22 protein-coding genes are annotated in these 20,707 nt (G+C 65.3%); 13 read left to right on the forward strand and 9 right to left on the reverse strand.

Features of this window, described 5'->3' with window-relative positions:
• Positions 1 to 5: 5 nt before the first annotated feature.
• Complete coding sequence (locus RAD04_RS23220) at positions 6 to 1,109, reverse strand: mandelate racemase/muconate lactonizing enzyme family protein (protein ID WP_461625625.1); 1,104 nt, start codon at positions 1,107 to 1,109, stop codon at positions 6 to 8.
• 179 nt (positions 1,110 to 1,288) lie between these two features.
• Between RAD04_RS23220 and RAD04_RS23225 the strand changes: the two genes are divergently transcribed.
• The 4 genes from RAD04_RS23225 (at position 1,289) to RAD04_RS23240 (ending at position 5,640) form a co-directional block, all read left to right on the forward strand.
• On the forward strand, positions 1,289 to 2,122 hold the full coding sequence (locus RAD04_RS23225; protein WP_461625626.1) for a GyrI-like domain-containing protein: 834 nt from the start codon (positions 1,289 to 1,291) through the stop codon (positions 2,120 to 2,122).
• Between the two features lie 139 nt (positions 2,123 to 2,261).
• Entirely contained in the window at positions 2,262 to 3,188 is a 927-nt protein-coding gene (locus RAD04_RS23230) for an SMP-30/gluconolactonase/LRE family protein (RefSeq protein WP_461625627.1), read from the forward strand.
• Positions 3,189 to 3,383: 195 nt separating this feature from the next.
• Entirely contained in the window at positions 3,384 to 3,977 is a 594-nt protein-coding gene (locus tag RAD04_RS23235) for a GNAT family N-acetyltransferase (protein WP_461625628.1), read from the forward strand.
• Positions 3,978 to 3,993: 16 nt separating this feature from the next.
• The gene (locus tag RAD04_RS23240; protein WP_461625629.1) at positions 3,994 to 5,640 is read left to right on the forward strand and encodes a GMC family oxidoreductase; all 1,647 of its coding nucleotides are present in this window, start codon (positions 3,994 to 3,996) and stop codon (positions 5,638 to 5,640) included.
• 935 nt (positions 5,641 to 6,575) lie between these two features.
• Here RAD04_RS23240 and RAD04_RS23245 read toward each other — a convergent pair.
• Positions 6,576 to 7,418: an AAA family ATPase gene (locus tag RAD04_RS23245; RefSeq protein WP_018318586.1), complete on the reverse strand. Its 843-nt coding sequence runs from the start codon at positions 7,416 to 7,418 to the stop codon at positions 6,576 to 6,578.
• Between the two features lie 96 nt (positions 7,419 to 7,514).
• Positions 7,515 to 7,760: a GlsB/YeaQ/YmgE family stress response membrane protein gene (locus tag RAD04_RS23250; RefSeq protein WP_461625630.1), complete on the reverse strand. Its 246-nt coding sequence runs from the start codon at positions 7,758 to 7,760 to the stop codon at positions 7,515 to 7,517.
• Between the two features lie 123 nt (positions 7,761 to 7,883).
• Between RAD04_RS23250 and RAD04_RS23255 the strand changes: the two genes are divergently transcribed.
• From RAD04_RS23255 to sseA, 3 genes are all read left to right on the forward strand, one after another.
• Positions 7,884 to 9,059 carry a vWA domain-containing protein gene (locus RAD04_RS23255; RefSeq protein WP_028145611.1) on the forward strand — a complete coding sequence of 392 codons (1,176 nt, stop codon included), beginning with the start codon at positions 7,884 to 7,886 and terminating at the stop codon, positions 9,057 to 9,059.
• 131 nt (positions 9,060 to 9,190) lie between these two features.
• A complete protein-coding gene (locus RAD04_RS23260) occupies positions 9,191 to 9,604 on the forward strand; it encodes a rhodanese-like domain-containing protein (protein ID WP_018318589.1) in 414 nt (137 codons plus the stop codon).
• A 98-nt stretch (positions 9,605 to 9,702) separates the two neighbouring features.
• Entirely contained in the window at positions 9,703 to 10,560 is an 858-nt protein-coding gene (gene sseA / locus RAD04_RS23265; protein WP_461625631.1) for a 3-mercaptopyruvate sulfurtransferase, read from the forward strand.
• 69 nt (positions 10,561 to 10,629) lie between these two features.
• On the opposite strand, the gene RAD04_RS23270 is transcribed toward sseA, so the two are convergent.
• Entirely contained in the window at positions 10,630 to 11,397 is a 768-nt protein-coding gene (locus tag RAD04_RS23270; RefSeq protein WP_461625762.1) for a hypothetical protein, read from the reverse strand.
• Between the two features lie 369 nt (positions 11,398 to 11,766).
• Here RAD04_RS23270 and RAD04_RS23275 point away from each other — a divergent pair, with 369 nt between their 5' ends.
• Positions 11,767 to 12,975, forward strand: a complete 1,209-nt coding sequence (locus RAD04_RS23275) for a L,D-transpeptidase (RefSeq protein ID WP_461625632.1) — start codon at positions 11,767 to 11,769, stop codon at positions 12,973 to 12,975.
• A gap of 57 nt (positions 12,976 to 13,032) precedes the next feature.
• Here the strand turns inward: RAD04_RS23275 and RAD04_RS23280 are convergent, their stop codons facing one another.
• Both RAD04_RS23280 and RAD04_RS23285 read right to left on the reverse strand, forming a co-directional pair.
• Positions 13,033 to 13,995 (reverse strand): D-2-hydroxyacid dehydrogenase family protein, encoded by a 963-nt coding sequence (locus tag RAD04_RS23280; protein ID WP_461625633.1) that lies wholly within the window; start codon positions 13,993 to 13,995, stop codon positions 13,033 to 13,035.
• Positions 13,996 to 14,138: 143 nt separating this feature from the next.
• Positions 14,139 to 14,354, reverse strand: coding sequence for a hypothetical protein (locus RAD04_RS23285; RefSeq protein WP_104464444.1), 216 nt, complete (start codon positions 14,352 to 14,354; stop codon positions 14,139 to 14,141).
• A 234-nt stretch (positions 14,355 to 14,588) separates the two neighbouring features.
• Between RAD04_RS23285 and ettA the strand changes: the two genes are divergently transcribed.
• Both ettA and RAD04_RS23295 read left to right on the forward strand, forming a co-directional pair.
• Positions 14,589 to 16,238, forward strand: coding sequence for an energy-dependent translational throttle protein EttA (ettA, locus tag RAD04_RS23290; protein ID WP_461625634.1), 1,650 nt, complete (start codon positions 14,589 to 14,591; stop codon positions 16,236 to 16,238).
• Positions 16,239 to 16,245: 7 nt separating this feature from the next.
• Complete coding sequence (locus RAD04_RS23295; RefSeq protein ID WP_461625635.1) at positions 16,246 to 17,472, forward strand: lytic murein transglycosylase; 1,227 nt, start codon at positions 16,246 to 16,248, stop codon at positions 17,470 to 17,472.
• A gap of 80 nt (positions 17,473 to 17,552) precedes the next feature.
• On the opposite strand, the gene RAD04_RS23300 is transcribed toward RAD04_RS23295, so the two are convergent.
• Positions 17,553 to 17,837 (reverse strand): hypothetical protein, encoded by a 285-nt coding sequence (locus RAD04_RS23300; RefSeq protein ID WP_028145602.1) that lies wholly within the window; start codon positions 17,835 to 17,837, stop codon positions 17,553 to 17,555.
• A gap of 238 nt (positions 17,838 to 18,075) precedes the next feature.
• The gene (locus RAD04_RS23305; RefSeq protein WP_461625763.1) at positions 18,076 to 18,399 is read right to left on the reverse strand and encodes a hypothetical protein; all 324 of its coding nucleotides are present in this window, start codon (positions 18,397 to 18,399) and stop codon (positions 18,076 to 18,078) included.
• A 134-nt stretch (positions 18,400 to 18,533) separates the two neighbouring features.
• On the opposite strand from RAD04_RS23305, the gene RAD04_RS23310 reads away from it, so the two are divergent.
• The 3 genes from RAD04_RS23310 to bfr all read left to right on the forward strand — a co-directional run bounded on the left by RAD04_RS23310 (position 18,534) and on the right by bfr (position 19,899).
• Positions 18,534 to 18,842, forward strand: coding sequence for a hypothetical protein (locus RAD04_RS23310; protein ID WP_461625764.1), 309 nt, complete (start codon positions 18,534 to 18,536; stop codon positions 18,840 to 18,842).
• Between the two features lie 161 nt (positions 18,843 to 19,003).
• Entirely contained in the window at positions 19,004 to 19,276 is a 273-nt protein-coding gene (locus RAD04_RS23315; RefSeq protein ID WP_018318601.1) for a (2Fe-2S)-binding protein, read from the forward strand.
• A 134-nt stretch (positions 19,277 to 19,410) separates the two neighbouring features.
• Complete coding sequence (bfr, locus tag RAD04_RS23320) at positions 19,411 to 19,899, forward strand: bacterioferritin (protein ID WP_011089420.1); 489 nt, start codon at positions 19,411 to 19,413, stop codon at positions 19,897 to 19,899.
• Positions 19,900 to 20,033: 134 nt separating this feature from the next.
• Here the strand turns inward: bfr and RAD04_RS23325 are convergent, their stop codons facing one another.
• Positions 20,034 to 20,636: an MSMEG_1061 family FMN-dependent PPOX-type flavoprotein gene (locus RAD04_RS23325; protein WP_461625636.1), complete on the reverse strand. Its 603-nt coding sequence runs from the start codon at positions 20,634 to 20,636 to the stop codon at positions 20,034 to 20,036.
• Positions 20,637 to 20,707 lie beyond the last annotated feature (71 nt).

The raw sequence follows: 20,707 nt of genomic DNA on the forward strand, positions 1-20,707 counted from the left end.
GCCGGTCACGTCACGCGATAGCGCTCCATCACGTCCCGATCGGGCTCATAGCCGAGGCCCACGCCCGAGGGCACCGCGACATGGCCGGTGGCATCGCTGTCCGCGCGGCCGCCCCAGAGGCAGGCCTCGCGCTTGAGATAGAACATCTCGACCAGCCCGTCGTCGCGTGTCGCCAGCAGATGCAGCGTCGCGAGCAGGCCCGGACCGAAATACGGCGAGTGCGGAACGATCTTGACGCCGAGTTGATCGGCGAGCGCCGCGACCTTCAGAAATTCCGTGATGCCGCCGACCTTGGTCACCGACGGCTGGGCGTGGCTCACCGCGCCCGCCTCCATCATCTGGCGGAACTGATATTCGGTGCAGGCATTCTCGCCGGCTGCGATGCCGAGCCCACCTTTGCTGCGGACCTCGGCGAGCGCGGCGAAATCCTCGGGCGGCCAGACCGGCTCCTCCAGAAACATCGGCCGCGCGTCCCGGCAGGTCGTTGCGAACGCGATCGCCTGCTCGGCCGTCAGCGGGCAGTTCATGTCGACCATCAGCGGAATGGTCGGCCCGATCGCCTCCCGCGCGGCATGCACCGCCGGCGTCGTGGTCTCATGCAGCTTGATTGCGCCATAGCCGAGCGCGAGCGCCTTCCTGCATTCGGCCGCGATGTTGTCGGGCGAGCCGATCCGCAGCAGGCTCGCATAGGCGGCGATGGCCGTGCGCCTGGTCTCGCCGAGCAGGCGATGCAGGGGCACGCCCTCGACCTTGGCAGCAAGATCCCAGAGCGCGATGTCGAGCCCTGAGATCGCGAACATGGTGATGCCGTAGCGGCCGAACAGATGAAGATTGCGCTGGATCTGCTCCATCACGGCGGGAATGCCGGCCGCATCGGGCACCTTCAGCCCGCGGGCCTGCGGTGCGATCATCTCCTCGACGGCGCTGCGCGTGGTGCGCGGGCAGACATAGGCGAAGGCGTCGCCCCAACCGGTCAGCCCGGCATCGGTGGTGACCTCGATCAGCACCATGTCGAGCGCGGTGATCGCGGATGCGCCCTGGCGGAAGCTCGCAACGCCGGCATCATAGGGGATGCGGATATGGTGCGCCCGCACATCGGTGATCTTCATGTGGCGGTTCCTCCTGCTTTCTTGTGAGCGGTTTTGAGTTGTCGAATGTAGCCACGAACGCCCGGACGTTGCCAGTGGCAGTTCCGGCGCTATCCTCCTAAAGGGGCCGCAACGCCGATCAAGCGAAGCCGGCGGCCTTCCGTGCATCATGGCCTTGCTTCGAACGAGGTCCGACCGTCATGAACCCAGCCCAGCGCGCGCTCTGGTACATCGAGAGCCATCTGGCCGAGCCGATGACGCTCGACGAGATCGCCGCGGTCGCCGGCGTGTCGCGGTTCCACCTGGTGCGGGCGTTTGCCGCAGCCACCGGCCTGCCGGCGATGCGCTACCTGCGCGCACGACGGCTGAGTGAGGCCGCGCGCAGTCTTGCGAACGGCGCGCCGGACATCCTCAGCATCGCGCTGGAGGCGGATTACGGCTCGCACGAAGCATTCACCCGCGCGTTCCGCGACCAATTCGGCACCACGCCCGAAGCGGTCAGGGCGGCGATGTGCGCCAATGACCTCAAGCTTCAGGAGCCGATCCTCATGGACTCCACCATGCTCGACCATCTCGCCCCGCCGCGCTTCGAGACCGCACGGGCGTTGCTCGTCGCCGGTCCCGGCGAGCGCATCTCCTGCGACAACGGCGCCGTCATCCCCGGCCTGTGGCACCGCTTTCATCAGGAGGTCGCCGACATTCCATCGAGGGTCGGACAGGTCGCCTACGGCGTCTGCTGCAACGGCGACGATTCCGGCAATTTCGACTACATCGCCGGCGTCGAGGTCGCCGAGTTCTCGGACCTGCCGCGACGCTTCGCCCGCATCCGCATCCCCGAGCAGCGCTATGCGGTGTTCACGCATACCGAGCACGTCGCCTCGATCCGCCGCACCGTCAACACGATCTGGAATCGATGGCTGCCCGCCTCGGGTTTGACGGCCGCGGACGCGCCGAGTTTCGAGCGCTACGACGAGGCGTTCGATCCCGTAACCGGCAATGGCGGCTTCGAGATCTGGCTGCCGGTGAAGCAGTAGGTCTTCCGCAACGCTGGCATACCATCCCGCTTGCTTGGCAAGCCGAGGCGACTTTGCCATAACCGCAGGCAAATCTTGCGTGTGGGGCCCGTGCCGGACATCCCGTGCAAGCCATAACAAGCAGCCGGGAGGGTCCCACATGTCCAACGTCCGCGTTCTCGCCACCGACCTCGAATTTCCCGAAGGGCCGGTCGTGATGCCGGACGGCTCGGTGGTGCTGGTGGAGATCCGCGGCCAGCGTCTGACCCGCGTCTATCCCGACGGCCGCAAGGAGATCGTGACGAAAGTGCCGGGCGGCCCGAACGGCGCCGCGCTCGGCCCCGACGGCAAGATCTACATCTGCAACAATGGCGGCTTCTCCTGGATCCCGACCCGCAACATGATCATGCCGGGCCCGCAGCCGGACGATTATCTCGGCGGCTCGATCCAGCGCGTCGATCTGCAATCCGGCAAGGTCGAGACCGTCGTCACCAGATGCGGCGAGCACGATCTGCGCGGGCCGAACGATCTGGTGTTCGACAAGCAGGGCGGCCTCTGGTTCTCCGATCTCGGCAAGCGCCGCGCGCGCGAGATGGACGTCGGCGGCATGTACTACCTCAAGCCTGGGATGACCGAGCTCGTCGAGATCGTGCACGGCATCCTGCCGGCCAACGGCATCGGGCTGTCGCCGGATGAGAATACCGTCTACATCGCGGAGACGCCGACCGGCCGGCTGTGGGCCTACGAGCTCTCCGCGCCCGGCACGCTGAAGCCGCGCGATGTGATCTATCGCGGCGAGCGCGGCAAGCCGATCTGCGGCCTCGGCGGCTACCAGATGTTCGACTCGCTTGCGGTGGAAGCAAACGGTAACATCTGCGTCGCCACCCTCGTCTCCGGCTGCATCTCGGTGATCGCGCCTGATGGCACCCTGGTCGAGCAGGTCCCGACCGGCGACCGCGTCACCACCAACATCGCCTTCGGCGGCCCTGAGCTGAAGACCGCCTACATCACGCTGTCAGGCAAGGGCGAGCTGGTCGCCATGGACTGGCCGCGCGGCGGATTGCCGTTGAATTTTTTGAACAAGTGAGCCAAGCCGTCATTGTGCGAGAGGCGAGGTAACTCTCAGACCCTCACCCTGAGGAGCGCGCCCTTCGCGCGCGTCTCGAAGGGCGAGGCCACCAGCCGGGCCTTCATCCTTCGAGACGCGCGTTCCGCGCTCCTCAGGATGAGGATCTGGCACCCGGAATGCCTCGCCGCACAGTGACGCAAGGAGAGACCCCAAATGCCCTGGCCCGATCCCATCACCCTGCGTGGACAGCACGCCCGTATCGAGCCGCTGTCGCATCAGCATCTCGATGGGCTGGTGACGGCCGTGAAGGACGGCGAGCTGTCGAAGCTCTGGTACACCGCGATCCCGCTGCCGGAGAACATGGCCAAGGAGATCGACCGGCGCCTCGGGCTGCAGGCCGCGGGCTCGATGCTGCCGTTCACCGTGTTCGACGCCGGCGGCAACGTCGTCGGCATGACCACCTACATGAACATCGATGCCGCCAACCGCCGCGTCGAGATCGGCTCGACCTGGTACGGCAAGAGCGCGCAGCGCGGCCCGCTCAACACGCAGTGCAAATTGCTGCTGCTGCGCCACGCCTTCGAGATGCTGAACTGCATCGCGGTGGAATTCCGCACCCACTTCTTCAACCACCAGAGCCGCCGCGCCATCGAGCGCCTCGGCGCCAAGCAGGACGGCATCCTGCGCAGCCACCAGGTCGCGCCGAACGGCACGCTGCGCGACACCGTGGTCTACAGCATCACCGCCGCCGAATGGCCGACGGTGCAGACGCATCTGGAATTTCAACTCAACGACAAGCCGCGCTAGGAGCGGCCGAGGCACCATGGACAGATTTGATTATGTGATCGTCGGCGCGGGCTCTGCCGGATGCGTGCTCACCAGCCGGCTGAGCGAAGACCCCAACGTCAGCGTCTGCGTGCTGGAAGCCGGCCCGTCCGACTGGCATCCCTACATCCATCTGCCGGCGGGCTTCATCAAGACCTTCCACATGAAGAGCATCAACTGGGCCTACCAGCAGGAGCCGGGGCCCTGGACCGGCGGCCGCAGCATCTACGCGCCGCGCGGCAAGACGCTCGGCGGCTCGTCCTCGATCAACGGCCACATCTACAATCGCGGCCAGCGCATGGATTTCGACACCTGGGCGCAGATGGGCAATCGCGGCTGGGGCTATGCCGACGTGCTGCCTTACTTCCGGCGGCTGGAGAAGCGCGTGGGCGAGGGCGAGGACACCTATCGCGGCCGCGACGGCAGCCTCACCGTCACCACGATGGAGTGGCGCGATCCGCTCTGCGAAGCCTTCATGGAAGGCGCGGTCTCGCTCGGCATTCCCCGCAACCCCGATTACAACGGCGCCAAGCAAGAGGGCGTCTCCTACTGCCAGCGCACCATCGACAAGGGCCTGCGCGTCTCCGGCTCGACCGCGTTCCTCAAGCCCGCGATGAAGCGGCCGAACGTGCATGTGCACACCCATGCGCACGCGACCGAGATCATCTTCGAGGGCAAGCGCGCCGTCGGCGTGCGCTACACCAAGGGGGGCCGCGGCGGCACACCGGTGGAGGTGCGCGCCAACAAGGAAGTGATCCTGTCCGGCGGCACCTATAATTCACCGCAGCTGCTCCAGCTCTCCGGCGTCGGTTCGCCCGATCTGTTGCAGCAGCACGGCATCGCTGTGCGTCATGCGCTGCCCGTCGGTGAAGGCCTCCAGGACCATTACGCCCCGAGAACGGTGGCGCGCGTAAAAGACATCAAGACCATCAACGAGCTTCGCCGCGGCTTCTCGCTGTGGATCGAGGCGCTGAAATGGGCGACCGCGCGCCGCGGCCTGCTCTCGCTGTCGCCGACCATGGTCTATTGCTTCTGGCATTCAGGTGAGAGCGCCGACAGTTCCGACCTGCAGCTTACCTTCACGCCGGCAAGCTACAAGGAAGGCGTGCAGGGTCAGCTCGAGGACGAGCCCGGCATGACGGTGGCGTCCTGGCAGCAGCGCCCGGAGAGCCGCGGCTATGTCCGCATCCGCTCCAACGATCCGTTCGCGCCGCCGATCATCCAGACCAATTATCTCGACGCCGAGCTCGACCGCCGCGTCATCGTCGGCGGCATGAAGCTCGCGCGGCGCCTTTTGAAGTCCGCGCCGCTCTCGCCCTATTACGCCTATGAGGATTTCCCCGGTCCCAACATCAATACCGACGACGAATTCCTCGCCGCCGCCACCGAGCGCGGCACCACCACCTTCCACCCCGGCTGCACCTGCCGCATGGGCCCTGCGGATTCGACCTGGGCGGTGGTCGACGACCAGCTCCGCGTCCACGGCCTCGAAGGCCTCCGCGTCATCGACGCCTCGGTGATGCCGCGCATGATCTCGGCCAACCTCAACGCCTCCACCATGATGATCGCCGACCGCGCCTCGGATCTGATCCGCGGCAAGACGCCGATGGAAGCCGCAAGGATTCCGGACGCGGCGGTGGCGTGAGGCAGTCTCGCGCCCCGGACGCAGCGCAGCGCTCTTGGCGGTGCGCTGCTGAGCCGGGGCCCATCTCACTACAATCTCCAGTGACTCCTGGGTCCCGGCTCTGCGCAGCAGCGTTGCACGCTGCAGCGCGTCCGGGACACGCACGCTCGTTTCTGGCTCGGAGCCCGGCTGTGTCGCCGCCCGTCAACCCCTCCTCGCAAATATATTCCGCTTTACCGAAATTCGGAATTGCGGCATACATCGACGCAGCCCGGCCCGACGAAGAGGGGCGGTTCGCGAGTCGTTCGAAACGCGGGCCGGGTTGCGGTGGACGCGGCAGCGTCGGCACGAGAGGTAGCGGGCAGGGCGGGTAGTCCCTGTGAGCCCGAGGCCGCGTGTAGACGAACGGCGCTGAGCGCGTACGGCAAAACCGTGTGGTCCTGGCCGTCGTTGCCACGGTCAAGCCTTTGCGGAGATGTGCGCGAGCCCAACCGGGTGGACGGCATTGTCAATTCGCAGGGGCGAGGGAGGCCAGAAGGAAAGTTCGGCTCCCGGGAGAGCACGGCATAAGCCGTCCGACCATCGCGCAGGGAAGGCCGTGTGTTCGGCCACACCTGTATGCTGCTGTGCGGTTTTCTGCGTGTGCCTTTTGCGCAGCAGACCGCGGGTGCGAGCCAGCACCCGGCCTTCCCTGCGCCCTCGTTCTTGGAGGGTGGAGCGATTGAAGCAAAGCTCGGGCGAGATGAGCCGCGAGGATGCGAAGGCGTGTCTGCGATTCAAAACGCGACTGAAATGGCGAAGCTGTTGCCACATGCGCGGACATCGTAGGGTGGGCAAAGCGTAGCGTGCCCACGATCTGCATCCATCACGCAGCAATGGTGGGCACGGCGCTTTGCGCCTTTCCCCACCCTACGGCATCTTGCGACGCGCTGCAGCGCGTCCGGGACACGAGAAGCTCACACTTCCCGTCGGCTCAAAAACGCCAGCCGCTCGAACAGATGCACATCCTGCTCGTTCTTGAGCAGCGCGCCGTGCAGCGGCGGGATCAGTTTGCGCGGGTCGCGTTCGCGCAGCTGCTCGACGCTCATGTCCTCGTTGAGCAGCAGCTTGAGCCAGTCGAGTAGCTCCGAGGTCGACGGCTTCTTCTTCAGCCCGGGCACCTCGCGCACCTCGAAGAAGATGCGCAGCGCCTCTTCCACCAGGCGCTTCTTGATGCCGGGGAAGTGGACGTCGACGATGCGATGCATGGTGTCGGCATCGGGGAACTTGATGTAGTGGAAGAAGCAGCGGCGCAGGAAGGCGTCCGGCAGCTCCTTCTCGTTGTTGGAGGTGATCATCATGATCGGGCGCTGCTTGGCCTTGATCGTCTCGCCGGTCTCGTAGACATGGAATTCCATGCGGTCGAGCTCGAGCAGCAAATCGTTCGGGAATTCGATGTCGGCCTTGTCGATCTCGTCGATCAAGAGCACCGGGCGCTGCTCGGCGGTGAAGGCTTCCCACAGCTTGCCGCGCTTGATGTAGTTCTTGATGTCGGACACGCGCGCGTCGCCGAGCTGGCTGTCGCGCAGGCGCGACACCGCGTCGTATTCGTAGAGGCCCTGCTGCGCCTTGGTGGTGGACTTGATGTGCCAGGTCAGAAGCGGGGCGTTCAGCGCCTTGGCGACTTCCTCCGCCAGCACGGTCTTGCCGGTGCCGGGCTCGCCCTTGATGAGCAGCGGGCGCTCCAGCACGATCGAGGCATTGACGGCGACCTTGAGATCGTCGGTCGCAACATAGTCCTTGGTGCCGGTAAATTTCATTGCGTGTCCTTGGGTAATCGTCGGCGCGAGGCGCGGGCCCCGGTCGCGACAAGGGAACGGCCGCTCGCGGCGGCCGTTCCTGGTTCGGTCAGGCTTTCAGACCCGTTTTATCAGCGAAAGGATGACGAGCACAATCACCGCGCCGATCGTGGCGTCCACGATGGCGCCGACCGTGCCTGTTGCCAGCTGAACGTGCAGCTGGGGCAACACCCAGCTTGCGACCAGCGCGCCGATGATGCCGACAACGATGTTGCCGATCAGTCCAAATCCCGCCCCGTGGACAATCTTGCCCGCAAGCCAGCCTGCGATCGCCCCGATGATGAGCGCTGCGACAATTCCCATTGCAAACGTCCCCAAAACAACCCCGTGAGAGCCCCAATTCTAGAGCAAAAAGCTTCCCGGTCCAGCACCCCGCGACGGTCTCCGCCCCTTGACGTCAGCCACCCGACGGGCAATCTGTCACCCATGTTCCTGCAATTCTTCACCTCTCTGCGCGACGCGCAGGTCCCCGTGACGCTGCGCGAATACCTCACGCTGATGGAGGCGCTCGACGCCGATCTGTCGGATTATTCTGTCGAGAATTTCTATTACCTCTCGCGCACCTCGCTGGTGAAGGACGAGCGTAACCTCGACAAGTTCGACCGCGTTTTCGGCACGGTGTTCAAGGGGCTGGAAAACCTGCTCGACGCCATGGAGAAGGCGGAGATCCCCGAGGAGTGGCTGAAGAAGCTCGCCGAGAAATACCTGACCGACGAAGAGAAGAAGCAGATCGAGGCCATGGGCTGGGACAAGCTCATGGAGACGCTGAAGAAGCGCCTCGAGGAGCAGAAGGGCCGCCACCAGGGCGGTTCGAAGTGGATCGGCACCGCCGGCACCTCGCCGTTCGGCGCCCACGGCTACAATCCCGAAGGCGTCCGCATCGGCCAGGAGAAGAACCGCAACAACCGCGCCGTGAAGGTGTGGGACAAGCGCGAGTTCAAGGATCTGGACGGCAATGTCGAGCTCGGCATCCGCAACATCAAGGTGGCGCTGCGCCGCCTGCGCAAATTCGCGCGCACCGGCGCGCCCGATGAGCTCGATCTCGACACCACGATCCGCGAGACCGCCAATCACGGCTATCTCGACGTGCACATGCGCCCCGAGCGGCGCAATGCGGTGAAGCTCCTGGTGTTCTTCGACATCGGCGGGTCCATGGACGCGCATATCGAGCAGGTCGAGGAGCTGTTCTCGGCGGCGAAGAGCGAGTTCAAGCACATGGAGTATTTCTACTTCCACAACTGCCTCTATGAAGGCGTGTGGAAGCAGAACAAGCGCCGCTTCACCGACCGCACGCCGACCTGGGACGTGCTGCACAAATACCCGCACGACTACAAGATCGTGTTCGTCGGCGACGCCTCGATGTCGCCTTACGAGATCATGGTGCCCGGCGGCTCGGTCGAGCACGTCAACGAGGAGCCCGGCTCGGTCTGGCTCGACCGCATCATCCGCACCTATCCGCATGCAGTGTGGCTGAACCCGGTCGCTCAGAAGCATTGGGATTATTCGGAATCGACCACCATCATCAAACGCATTTTTGCGAACCGCATGTACCCGATCACGATCGAGGGGCTTGAGGGTGCGATGAAGGAGTTGACGCACTAGCGCCATCCATCGTCATTCCGGGGCTCGCGCAGAGAGAACCCGGAATCTCGAGATGATCAACTGCCGCTCGAGATTCCGGGTTCGCGACTTCGTCGCGCCCCGGAATGACAGCAAAGAAGAGGGAGAACCACATGCCCCAAAACATCACCCGCGGCATCAAGGCGCTGATCGACGAGGCCAATGCCGAGATCGAGACGCTCAACGCCAAGGACGCCATCGAGATCTCCAAGAACGGCGATGTCGTCATCGTCGACATCCGCGACCCCCGCGAGATCGAGCGCGACGGCCGCATCCCCGGCGCGTTCGCCTGCACGCGCGGCATGCTGGAATTCTGGATCGACCCGCAGAGCCCCTACGCCAAGCCGGTCTTCCAGGAGGACAAGAAGTTCGTCTTCCACTGCGCCGGGGGCCTGCGCTCCGCACTCGCGGCCAAGACCGCGCAGGACATGGGCCTGAAGCCCGTCGCCCACATCGCCGGCGGCTACGCCGCCTGGCGCGATGCCGGCGGGCCGACCGAGCAGTGGGAGCCGAAGAAGAAGGGCTAAAACTTGTCACACGCGGGCTTGACCCGCGTGTCCATCATTTCAAGAAGGATGGATGGCCGGGTCGAGCCCGGCCATGACGATTGGAGAGTACAGAAAACATGACCACCGCCACCGACCCGCTCGTCTCCACTGAATGGCTCGCCGCCCATATCAACGATGCCAACGTCAAAGTGATCGACGCCAGCTTCAAGCTGCCGGGCGTGCTGCCGCTGCCGAAGGACGATTATCTCGCCGCGCACCTGCCGGGCGCTGCGTTCTTCGACGTCGATGCGGTGTCGGATCATTCCAACCCGCTGCCGCACATGTATCCGAGCGCCGAGCAGTTCGGCCGTGACATCGGCAATCTCGGCATCTCCAACGCCGACACCGTCGTGCTCTACGATGCCGGCGGCTGGGTCGCAGCGCCCCGCGCCTGGTGGATGTTCCTGGCCTTCGGCCATAACAACGTGCGCATCCTCAATGGCGGCTTGAAGAAGTGGCGCGCCGAGGGGCGAGCGGTCGAGAGCGGCGAGGTGAGGCCGAAGCCGGCGACGTTCAAGGCGAGCTACGATTCAAATCGCGTGCGCAGCATGCAGCAGCTGATCGCCAATGTCGAAAGCCGTGCCGAGCAGGTGATCGACGCGCGCGCCGCCGACCGCTTCGAGGGCCGCGCGCCCGAGCCGCGCGCAGGCATCCGCTCCGGCCACATCCCCGGCGCGCGCAACGTGCCCTACAATCTGCTGTTCGATGCGGCGACAGGCACGATGAAGCCGCTCGAGGATCTGCGCGCCGCCTTCACGAGCGCCGGCGTCAAGCTCGATGCGCCGATCGTGACAAGCTGCGGCTCCGGCGTCTCAGCCGGGGTGCTGACGCTCGCGCTCTATCGCCTGGGTATCACCGACACCGCGCTCTATGACGGCTCCTGGTCGGAATGGGGCCAGGAAAAAGGCCCGCCGATCGCGACCGGTCCGGCGTGAGTCATTCGGATATCGCCGCGCTGAAGGTGCGCTCCCTCCCCGCAAGCGGGGCGAGGTAAAGCAAGCGCATCAACGCGTGCGCGTGGTCGTCGTCGCGAAGGTCTGAGGCTGGCCGAACGGATCGAGCTGCTGCTGCAGCTGCTGAGGCGGCGGACGTCGCACCACGCGGTGTCGCTTCTTCGCCTTCGCCGCCTTGCGCTTGGTCGCCTTGTCGTCAGCCTTGGTATCTGCCTTGCTCTCGGTCTTGGGCTTCGCCGGCGTATCCTTCACGGCCGTCGTCGCCGGCTCGTTCAAAGCGGCCAGCTTGGCCGAGGCGGCATCGAGTGCGGAGGAGGCCAGGGCCGCGCTGGGATCGACCGGCGCCGGCTCGCTGGCGGTCGCGGCAGGCTCGGCCGCGGGGATCGACGCCGTGGTGTCGGCCGGGGTGAGCGTGTCGGCGGGCGCCGGCGCTGCGGCCTCCGTCGTCGTCTCGGCCTTGGCCGGTTCGGCGACCGGCACGTCAGCCGGAGGTGCCGCGACCTGGGACTCGGTCTCGGTCGTCAGCACGGCGACCTGGTCGGGCTCGCTTTCGGGCAGTCCAATGGTCGGCACCTTGTCGCGCAGCGACGGCTCGGGCTCAGCGGTCAGCTCCGGCTCGGCGCGGAGGACCGCGAGCACCGGCTGGGCCGGCTCGGGAGCCTGCGCGAACACCTGCTCCTGCGGGCCGTTCCGCCAGGAGGGGTTGCTGACATACTGCTCGTGGCTCGCCCGCAGCAGTGCGGCGGCGCCCAGGCCGAACACCAGGATGGAGACTGACAGCAGGATCGCGGCAAACAGGAAGCGAAAGCCGGGAAGCATCGAGCGGTTGCGAATTTCCGCCCCGGCGGCGAAGAGGCCAGGGCCCAAGAGCCATCTGAACGCGGTGACGGTACTGTTTGCCGCGTTCGCCACGCGGGGATCGGGAGCTCAAATGGGCGGCGAATCAGGCTGATTCGAACATACCGCAACGATTCCGACCCGTTCCGCAAAAAACGGGGCCGAAGACTCCGGCAATTGACGCCATGGGCTGATTTCCGCCCCGTGATGCAACGGAGCAACGGTAGTCTTGCGGATCACAAATCGGCAGGTCCGGCGCAAATAAGCCTGATATGTCTTGAATGTGCCGCTATCTTCGGCCATCTGGCCGTTAACGGTCCGATCGGGCTTGGGGACTATACAAGAGCGATGATGATCAAACACTTTCTGACGATATGCGCTGCCGCAACAGTCGCTGCGGCGGGAACCTCGCTCGCGCAGGCTCAGAGCTATCCGGTTCAGCAGGCACCGAGCTACGGCGCCCCGGCCGAATATCGGCCCGGCGACCGCACGCCGAATTTCGACGCGCTGGAAGATGACGACGACGCGATGCCGCAGGCATCGTTGCCGCCGCCCGGCCCGGCCGACGATCCGCGCTATGGCCGCCCGGTCGGCGCTCCCCCGGTCTACTCGACAGCGCCGCCGCAGGGTCCGGTGATGTCGCCGGATGATCCGCGTTATGGCCGCCCGGCTGGCGCTCCGCCGGTCTATTCGGCCGCCCCGTCGCAGGGCCCTGTGATGTCGCCCGACGATCCCCGCTACGGCCGCCCCGCCGGTCCGCCGCCGGTGATCTACGCCAATCGTCCGGGCCAGCAGGGGCAGGCTCCCGCCGGTGACGGCATGCGTCCGCCGGAGGCCGTTGGTGGTCCCGCCGCGACCGGAACGGTCCAGGCCGGACAGCCGCCGGTCGGCGCTGACGGAAGGCCGATGACGATGGCGGCGCTGCCGCCCGAGGAGCAGCCCGATGCTGCGCCGGTGCAGTTGCCGCAAAACCTGCGCCGCCAGGAGGTCTCGTTCCAGACCAAGGAGCCGGCCGGCACGCTCGTGGTCGATACGCCCAACACCTATCTCTACTACGTGCTCGGAGGCGGCCGTGCGATCCGCTACGGCGTCCGCGTCGGCCGCGACGGCTTCACCTGGACCGGCGTGCAGAAGATCACCCGCAAGGCCGAGTGGCCGGATTGGCATCCGCCGACCGAGATGATCGAGCGCCAGCCCTATCTGCCGCGCTTCATGGCCGGCGGCCCCGGCAATCCGCTCGGCGCCCGCGCGATGTATCTCGGCTCGACCGTCTACCGCATCCACGGCACCAACCAGCCCTCGACGATCGGCAAGTTCGTCTCGTCGGGCTGTATCGGCATGCTGAACGAGGACGTCTCCGACCTGTTCGATCGCGTCAAGGTCGGCACCCGCGTGGTGGTGATGCCGGGTGGCCCGCCGCCGGGAACGGCGACGGCGTCCGCTGCGCCCGCGCCCGGTCCTGCCGCAGGTCCGGCTCCGATGGCCGCCCAGGCCGGTCCGGTCCCCGGCACCCAGCCGACCGTGGTGCCGCCGCTGCCCGCGCCGGTCACCGTGCGCTAAGCGCTTTGCGAGAATTCAGATTGAGAAGGGCGTGCCATCGGCACGCCCTTCTTCGTTTCAGGCCAGCTTGCGCGGCAACTCGCTGCCTTTGGTGAAGGCGTCGATCGCCTCGACCATCTGGCCGTAATGGATGCGCAGGCCGTCCTCGGTGGCGTAGCCGAGATGCGGCGTCAGCACGAGGTTGTCGAGCTTGCGGAAGGGATGGTCGACCGGCAGCGGCTCGACCGCGAACACGTCGATGCCGGCGCCCGCGATCTTGCGCTGCTGCAATGCCTCAAGCAGCGCCTGCTCGTCCACGATCGGCCCGCGCGCGGTGTTGACGAGGAACGCCGTCGGCTTCATTCGCGCGAGATCGGCGGCGCCGACCAGCCCGCGCGAGCGCTCGCTCAGCACCACGTGGATGGTGACGATGTCGGCCTTGGCGAACAGCTCCTCCTTGGTGGCGTAGCCGACGCCGGCGCCTGCGCATTTCTCCGGCGTGAGGTTCGGGCTCCAGGCGATCACGTTCATGCCGAACGCCTTGGCGATCCCGGCCATCCTGCTGCCGAGCTTGCCGAGCCCGACAATGCCGAGCGTCATGCCCTCGATCTCGACGCCGGCAAAGGTCTGCCAGGGCTCGCCCGCATGCATGCGCGCGTTCTCGCGGCCGATGCCGCGGGTCAGCTCCAGGATCAGGCCCATGGTCAGCGGTGCCGTGGGATCGCGCGAATATTGCGTGCCGCCGACGGTGACGCCACGCGCCTTGGCGGCGTCCATGTCGATCGCGGCATTGCGCATGCCTGACGTCAGCAGCAGCTTCAGCTTCGGCAAGCTCTCGAACAGGCTCTTCGGGAAGGCCGTCCGCTCGCGCATTGCGCAGATGATCTCGAAATCGGCCAGTGCGCTGGCTGCGGCCTGTTCGGAAGCGAAGGGATGGCTGAACACGGTAACGTCGAGGCGGTCGGACAGTTTCTGCCAGTCGGCGACGTCGAGCGCGAGGTTGAAATAGTCGTCGAGAATTGCACAGCGCAGCCGGCTCATCAGCGTTCATCCAGGGCCAGAGTTGATGGCGAGAGGTGAGGGCGCTGGGCGAGCGCCGCCGTCGGAACCAGGCCATGGTTGCGCGCAATCAGGACGGCGCGCAAGCCGCTTGCGTCTTCAAAAGTCCGATAGGAAGGAGGCCCTCAGAGATCCCGAGGCTTCAGCCGGAACGGCGCATCCATGCCGTGCTTGGCGCGCCAGGCGGGACCGGGGCCACGCATGTAGTGCAGTTCGGGCCGGTAGGGATTGAAGGCGGTGGCGAAGAAGCGCTTCCAGAATCCCATGACCTCCGAGACGAGCCCGGAGACGTGGCCGGCTTCTGCCGGAACAGGAAGTGAGTTGGTCTCGATCAGAGCCATGATGCGGCCTCGCTGTGCTCCCGTTCGTTCTGAGCGGGTGGCGCTGTTTCCGCGCGAAACCGAGCTTTCGGCCTGATTTATTAAAAGATGGTTTCAATTGTCCGGATCGGTGGCCGGATGGTGTCCGTCCCGTATTCATCCGTGGTGAACGGACGGAAAACGTTGCCCTTTGGGGGCGGGATCGCTACATCGCAGGCTAAGCAAATTTCCTCAAATCGAAGGTTTTCGGGACCGATGGCGCGCCAGTTCATCTATTTCATGCAGGGCCTGACCAAGAGCTACCCGACCCGGAAGGTGCTCGATAACATCCATCTGTCGTTCTACCCGGACGCCAAGATCGGCGTGCTCGGCGTCAACGGTTCGGGCAAGTCGACGCTGCTCAAGATCATGGCTGGCCTCGACAAGGAGTATAACGGCGAGGCCTGGGTCGCGCAGGGCGCCCGTGTCGGCTATCTCGAGCAGGAGCCGCATCTCGATCCGGCACTCAACGTGCGCGAGAACGTCATGCTGGGCGTCGCCAAGCAGAAGGCCATCCTCGATCGCTACAATGAGCTGGCGATGAACTACTCCGAGGAAACCGCCGACGAGATGACCAAGCTGCAGGACGAGATCGAGGCCCAGGGCCTCTGGGATCTCGACAGCAAGGTCGACCAGGCCATGGACGCGCTGCGCTGCCCGCCCGACGATGCCGATGTCACCAAGCTCTCGGGCGGCGAGCGCCGCCGCGTCGCGCTGTGCAAGCTGCTGCTCGACCAGCCCGAGCTGCTGCTGCTGGACGAACCGACCAACCATCTCGATGCCGAATCGGTGTCGTGGCTGGAAGGCCATTTGCGCAACTATCCCGGCGCCATCCTGATCGTCACCCACGATCGCTACTTCCTCGACAACGTCACGAGCTGGATCCTCGAGCTCGATCGCGGCAAGGGCATTCCCTACGAGGGCAACTACTCATCCTGGCTGGTGCAGAAGCAGAAGCGGCTGGAGCAGGAGGGACGCGAGGACGCCGCGCACCAGAAGACGCTTGCCCGCGAGCAGGAATGGGTCGCCTCGTCGCCGAAGGCGCGCCAGGCCAAGTCCAAGGCGCGCTACCAGCGCTACGAAGACTTGCTCAAGCAGGCGAGTGAGAAGCAGACCCAGACCGCGCAGATCATCATTCCGGTTGCCGAGCGGCTCGGCGCCAACGTGGTCGACTTCGAGGGTCTCAGCAAAGGCTTTGGCGATCGCCTCCTGATCGACGATCTCACCTTCAAGCTGCCGCCCGGCGGCATCGTGGGCGTGATCGGCGCCAACGGCGCCGGCAAGACCACGCTGTTCAAGATGATCACCAAGCAGGACACGCCGGACAAGGGCACCATCACGGTCGGCGAGACCGTGCATCTCGGTTATGTCGACCAGTCCCGCGACGCGCTCGACGGCAACAAGAACGTGTGGGAGGAGATCTCCGGCGGCAACGAGCTGATCCTGCTCGGCAAGAAGGAAGTGAACTCGCGCGGCTACTGCTCGGCCTTCAACTTCAAGGGCGCCGACCAGCAGAAGAAGGTCGGTGCGCTCTCCGGCGGTGAGCGCAACCGCGTGCATCTCGCCAAGATGCTGAAGTCCGGCGCCAACGTCCTGCTGCTCGACGAGCCGACCAACGACCTCGACGTCGACACGCTGCGCGCGCTCGAAGAGGCGCTGGAGGATTTTGCCGGCTGCGCCGTCATCATCAGCCATGATCGCTGGTTCCTCGACCGCATCGCGACCCACATGCTGGCCTTCGAGGGCGACAGCCATGTCGAATGGTTCGAAGGCAACTTCCAGGACTACGAGAAGGACAAGATGCGCCGTCTCGGTCAGGACAGCATCATTCCGCACCGCGTGAAGTACAAGAAGCTGACGCGGTGATTTCGGCATGATGCGGCGGGCGCTCATTGCTGCGGTGATCGTTGTCACCTGCGGCTGGTCGTCCGCCCGCGCCGCCGACGCCGCCTTCACCCAGTTCATCGCCTCGCTGTGGCCGGAGGCGCAGGCAGAAGGCGTCTCGCGCAAGACGTTCGACGAGCAGACGCGCGGGCTCGAGCCCGATTACAAGCTGCCCGATCTGATCCTGCCGGGACGGCCCGCGCTAGGTGCGCCGTCGCAGGCCGAGTTCGTGCAGGTGCCGGCCGATTACGTCAAGGAAGCCTCGATCGCGCGGCTTGCGGGCGAGGGGCAGCGGCTGCTGCAGAAATATCGCGCTTCGCTGAGCGAGATCGAGAAGAAGTCCGGCGTGCCGGCAACCGTGATGCTCGCTATCTGGGGCCGCGAGACCGATTACGGCCGCTACACGCTGCCTTACGATCTCGTCCGCGTGCTGGCGACGCAGGCCTATGTCGGGCGCCGCAAGGATCAATACCGCACCGAGTTCATCCTTGCGCTGAAGATCCTCGGCGAAGGCGTGGTGACGCGCAAGGACATGCGCTCGTCTTGGGCCGGCGCCACCGGGCTGACGCAGTTCCTGCCGTCCGAATATTACAAGCACGGCGTCGATTTCGACGGCGACGGCCGCATCGACATCTGGCATTCGGTGCCGGACGCGCTGGCCTCGGCCGCGCAGCAGCTCGTCAACAAGGGTTGGCAGAGCGGCGTGCGCTGGGCCTACGAGGTGCAAGCGCCGGCCAAGGTCGATTGCACCACCGGTGTGCCCGAGGTGACGAAGCCGCTCGGCCAGTGGCTGCGTGAAGGTTTCGTGCCTGTGCGCGGGCAGAAGCTGAGTGCCATCGAACAGGCGCAGCCGGCCTCGCTGCTCCAGCCGGAAGGCATCTATGGCCCCTCGTTCCTGACCACGAAGAACTACTTCGTCATCAAGGAATACAATTTCTCCGATCTCTACGTGCTGTTCGTCGGGCACCTTGCCGACCGCATGACGAGCCCGCTTCCGTTCGCAACGCCATGGGCGGCCTCGAAGCAAATGCGCACCAAAGATGTCGAGACCATGCAGCGTGGGCTTACGCGCGTCGGGCTCTACAAGGACAAGATCGACGGCAAGGCCGGCATGCAGACGCGCGCCGCGCTCGGTGCCTATCAGAAGTCGGCCGGCCTCAAGGTCGATTGCTGGCCGAGCGAAGAGGTGCTGCGCTCGATCCAGGCGGCGCGATAGCGCGCGACCAAAGAAAAAGCCCGGCCGATGGTCTCGGCCGGGCTTCGATCGCGGCGCTCACGAGCGCCGGTGCGATCAGATCAGTAGCAGACGCGAACCGGGCGAACGACCCAGCCGTAACCGTCCCAATAACGCTGACGCTGCCAGTAGCAGGGCGGGGGCGGCGGGCCGGGCTCGGCGACGTAAACGGGGCCGCCATAGGCGGGACGGCTCGACGCGATGGCGCCGCCGACGATGGCACCGCCGATCAGGCCGGCCGCGATGCCGGCGCCAACGCCGTCATGGGCCTTGGCGGACGGAGTGGCGGTCACCAGCGAACCGGCGACCGTCGCAACCGTGAGGGCGGCAACTAAAGTCTTCTTCATGCTCTTGGCTCTCCTGGGAGATGGGTTCCTCTTGTTAGAGGCGCCCGGGTTTCAAAGGTTCACGCACACGCTGATGGAATTGGCCGTGCAGCTAGGAAGCGCGCAATTGGTCAACCCACGGTAAACGCGCACGGAGCTGTGACGAGAAAAAGCGGTCTTTTTCGGGCCCGGAGATGAACGGCGCATCCGTAGCGAACCGGTCAGCCGAAGCAGTCGCGATGGACCGGTTCGAGTCGCCTCAGCCGCAGACTCTGACGCGGCGGACGCGCCAGGCATAGCCGTCCCAGAAGCGCTGCTTCTGCCAGACGCAGCCGCCGCCATAATAGTCGTCGGAGACATAGCCCGGACCCGGCGCATAGTAACGGGGCGGGTAATAGCCGGGTTCGTAATAGCCGGGGCCGCGTCCGTAGTAATACGGAGAGGCCAGCGCGCCGCCGACAATGGCGCCGCCGATGATGCCGGCCGCTACGCCCGCCGCGACGCCGCGCTGTGCATGGGCCGGGGTTCCGGCCGCAACGGCCAGGGAGGCGACGGCGGCGACCGTCAGGAGCAACTTCTTCATCGGCTTGACCTTTCGTACCAACACGCGGGAACTCTTTGGGAGCAGAGTTCCATACTTCGTTTGAATGATCAATGAACGGCACCTTGGTGGCGGGCGACCAATTGATATGGACCGCAAGGCTCGGCCAGGAGGCGATGATGGGCAACGCGATGATCAATGCATTGATTGCCGCCGGGGTGGTGTCCGCGATCGGTTACGGCTGGATCACCCATCTCCAGAACCGCGGCCAGCGGCGCTCCCGCGCCGGGGCGGGCGGCGACGGCAGCAGCAGCAGCGATACCTATTCGGGCAGCAATAACGGCTTCTCGCTGGGAAGCTGGTTTTCCAGCGACAGTTCGGGCAGCTCGGCCGACGGCGGCAGCTGTTCCAGCAGTGACAGCGGCAGCAGTGGCGGCGATTGCGGGGGCGGCGGCGACGGTGGGGGAGGCGGTGGCGGCGATTAGATCCGCTCCAATCTTGATCCAGCGCAACGCTGAAATTTAGGACCGTTCTAGGCTGCTTTTGGGCCAGTTTGGAATAGCTTCAAATACCGCTTTTTCCTTTTGCATCCGGCGGGCCTGTTAAATATCGATGATGACGCATCACCGAAGGGCCTACCGCTTCCATGATCGTTTGTTCCTGTAACGTGCTGAGCGATGACGACATCCGCGCCGCCGTCGCCGAGTCCGACGACGCCGTGCGCCATGCCAAGCAGGTCTATGGATGCCTCGGCTGTAGCGCCGAATGCGGCCGCTGCGCCCGGACGATCAAGACCATCATCGACGAAGCCCTTGGCCCCTGCGCCCAGTCCTGCTGTGCCGGCTGCCCGCACAACCACACTGTGGCTGCCAATGACGAGGCGGCCGAGCCCGCCCAGTTTGCCCTCGCGGCCTGCTGAAAGCCTTCGCCAGCTCGGCTGAGCTTTTCCCCCGGCCGCGCCGCCGTAGCCAGTTGCCCTCATTCGTAAACTGACTTAGAAGCATTCTAAATTCGGTTTTGGGCCGATTTGGACTGCAAGAGCTGGAGTGAACCATGCAGGGCGACGCAAAAGTCATCGACTATCTCAACAAGGCGCTGCGTCACGAACTGACTGCGATCAACCAGTACTGGCTGCACTACCGCTTCCTCGACAATTGGGGCCTCCTCGACATGGCCAAGGTCTGGCGCAAGGAGTCCATCGAGGAGATGGAGCACGCCGACAAGCTCACCGCGCGTATCCTGTTCTTCGACGGCTTTCCGAACATGCAGGTGCTCGATCCCTTGCGCATCGGCCAGAACGTCAAGGAGATCATCGAGTGCGACCTCGCTGCCGAGATGAGCGCGCGTGCGCTCTACCAGGAAGCGGCGACCTACTGCCACGGCGTCAAGGACTACGTCACGCGTGACCTGTTCGAGAAGCTGATGAGCGACGAGGAGCACCACATCGACTTCCTCGAAACCCAGCTCGACCTGATCGGCCGCATCGGCCTCGAGCTCTACACCCAGAAGCACGTCGGTGGGCTCGAGGGCGAGGGGCATTAAGCTCCGGCGTCAGCCCCCTCCATTCGTCGTGGCCGGGCTTGTCCCGGCCATCTACGTTCTTGCCCACAGCACTGAGAACGTGGATGCCCGGGACAAGCCCGGGCATGACGGCTCGCTTGCGGACTGAGCTCCAACTACAACTGCGTCTTGTAGATCTCTTCCACGGTCTCCTGGCTCGCCGGTTCGCCGAGGCCGGTCTGGTCGTGAATGACCGTGACGATGCTGGGCATCACCGAGCGCTGCACTTTCTCGGGCGACCACAGCTTCGAGCGCATCAGCGCCTTGCCGCAATGGAAATAGACTTCGCTCACAGTGACGTTCAGCACCGCGCGCGGCGGCTTGCCGAATTCCACCATCGCGGCGAGCAGATCCGGATCGGCCGACAGCGTGCCGCGTCCGCCGACGCGTAGCGTCTCGTCGATGCCGGGCACGAAGAACAACAGATGCACGAAGCCCGAGCCTTCGACGACGTTGCGAAAACTGTCGATCCGGTTGTTGCCGGAGCGGTCAGGCATCAGCAATTGGTTGGGACCGGCGACGTGGACGAAGCCGGTGCCGCCGCCGCGTGGCGAGGCATCGACGCTGCCGTCCGCGCCCGACGTCGCGAGTACGCAGAACGGCGACATCTCGATGAACTTCTTCGCATGCGCATCGATCGCGGGACGCGCTTTCGCGATCACGCGCGGGCTCGGATTGGCATAGATGGTGGCGAGGTCTTCGGCGCAAAGATCGGTCAACGGCGGCCTCCGCTTCAGCTTGGCGGCAAGCTACCCGATCGGGCCGCCTCCAGCCAATGGAATCGATAAGA

This window comes from Bradyrhizobium sp. 25ACV, assembly GCF_054863005.1.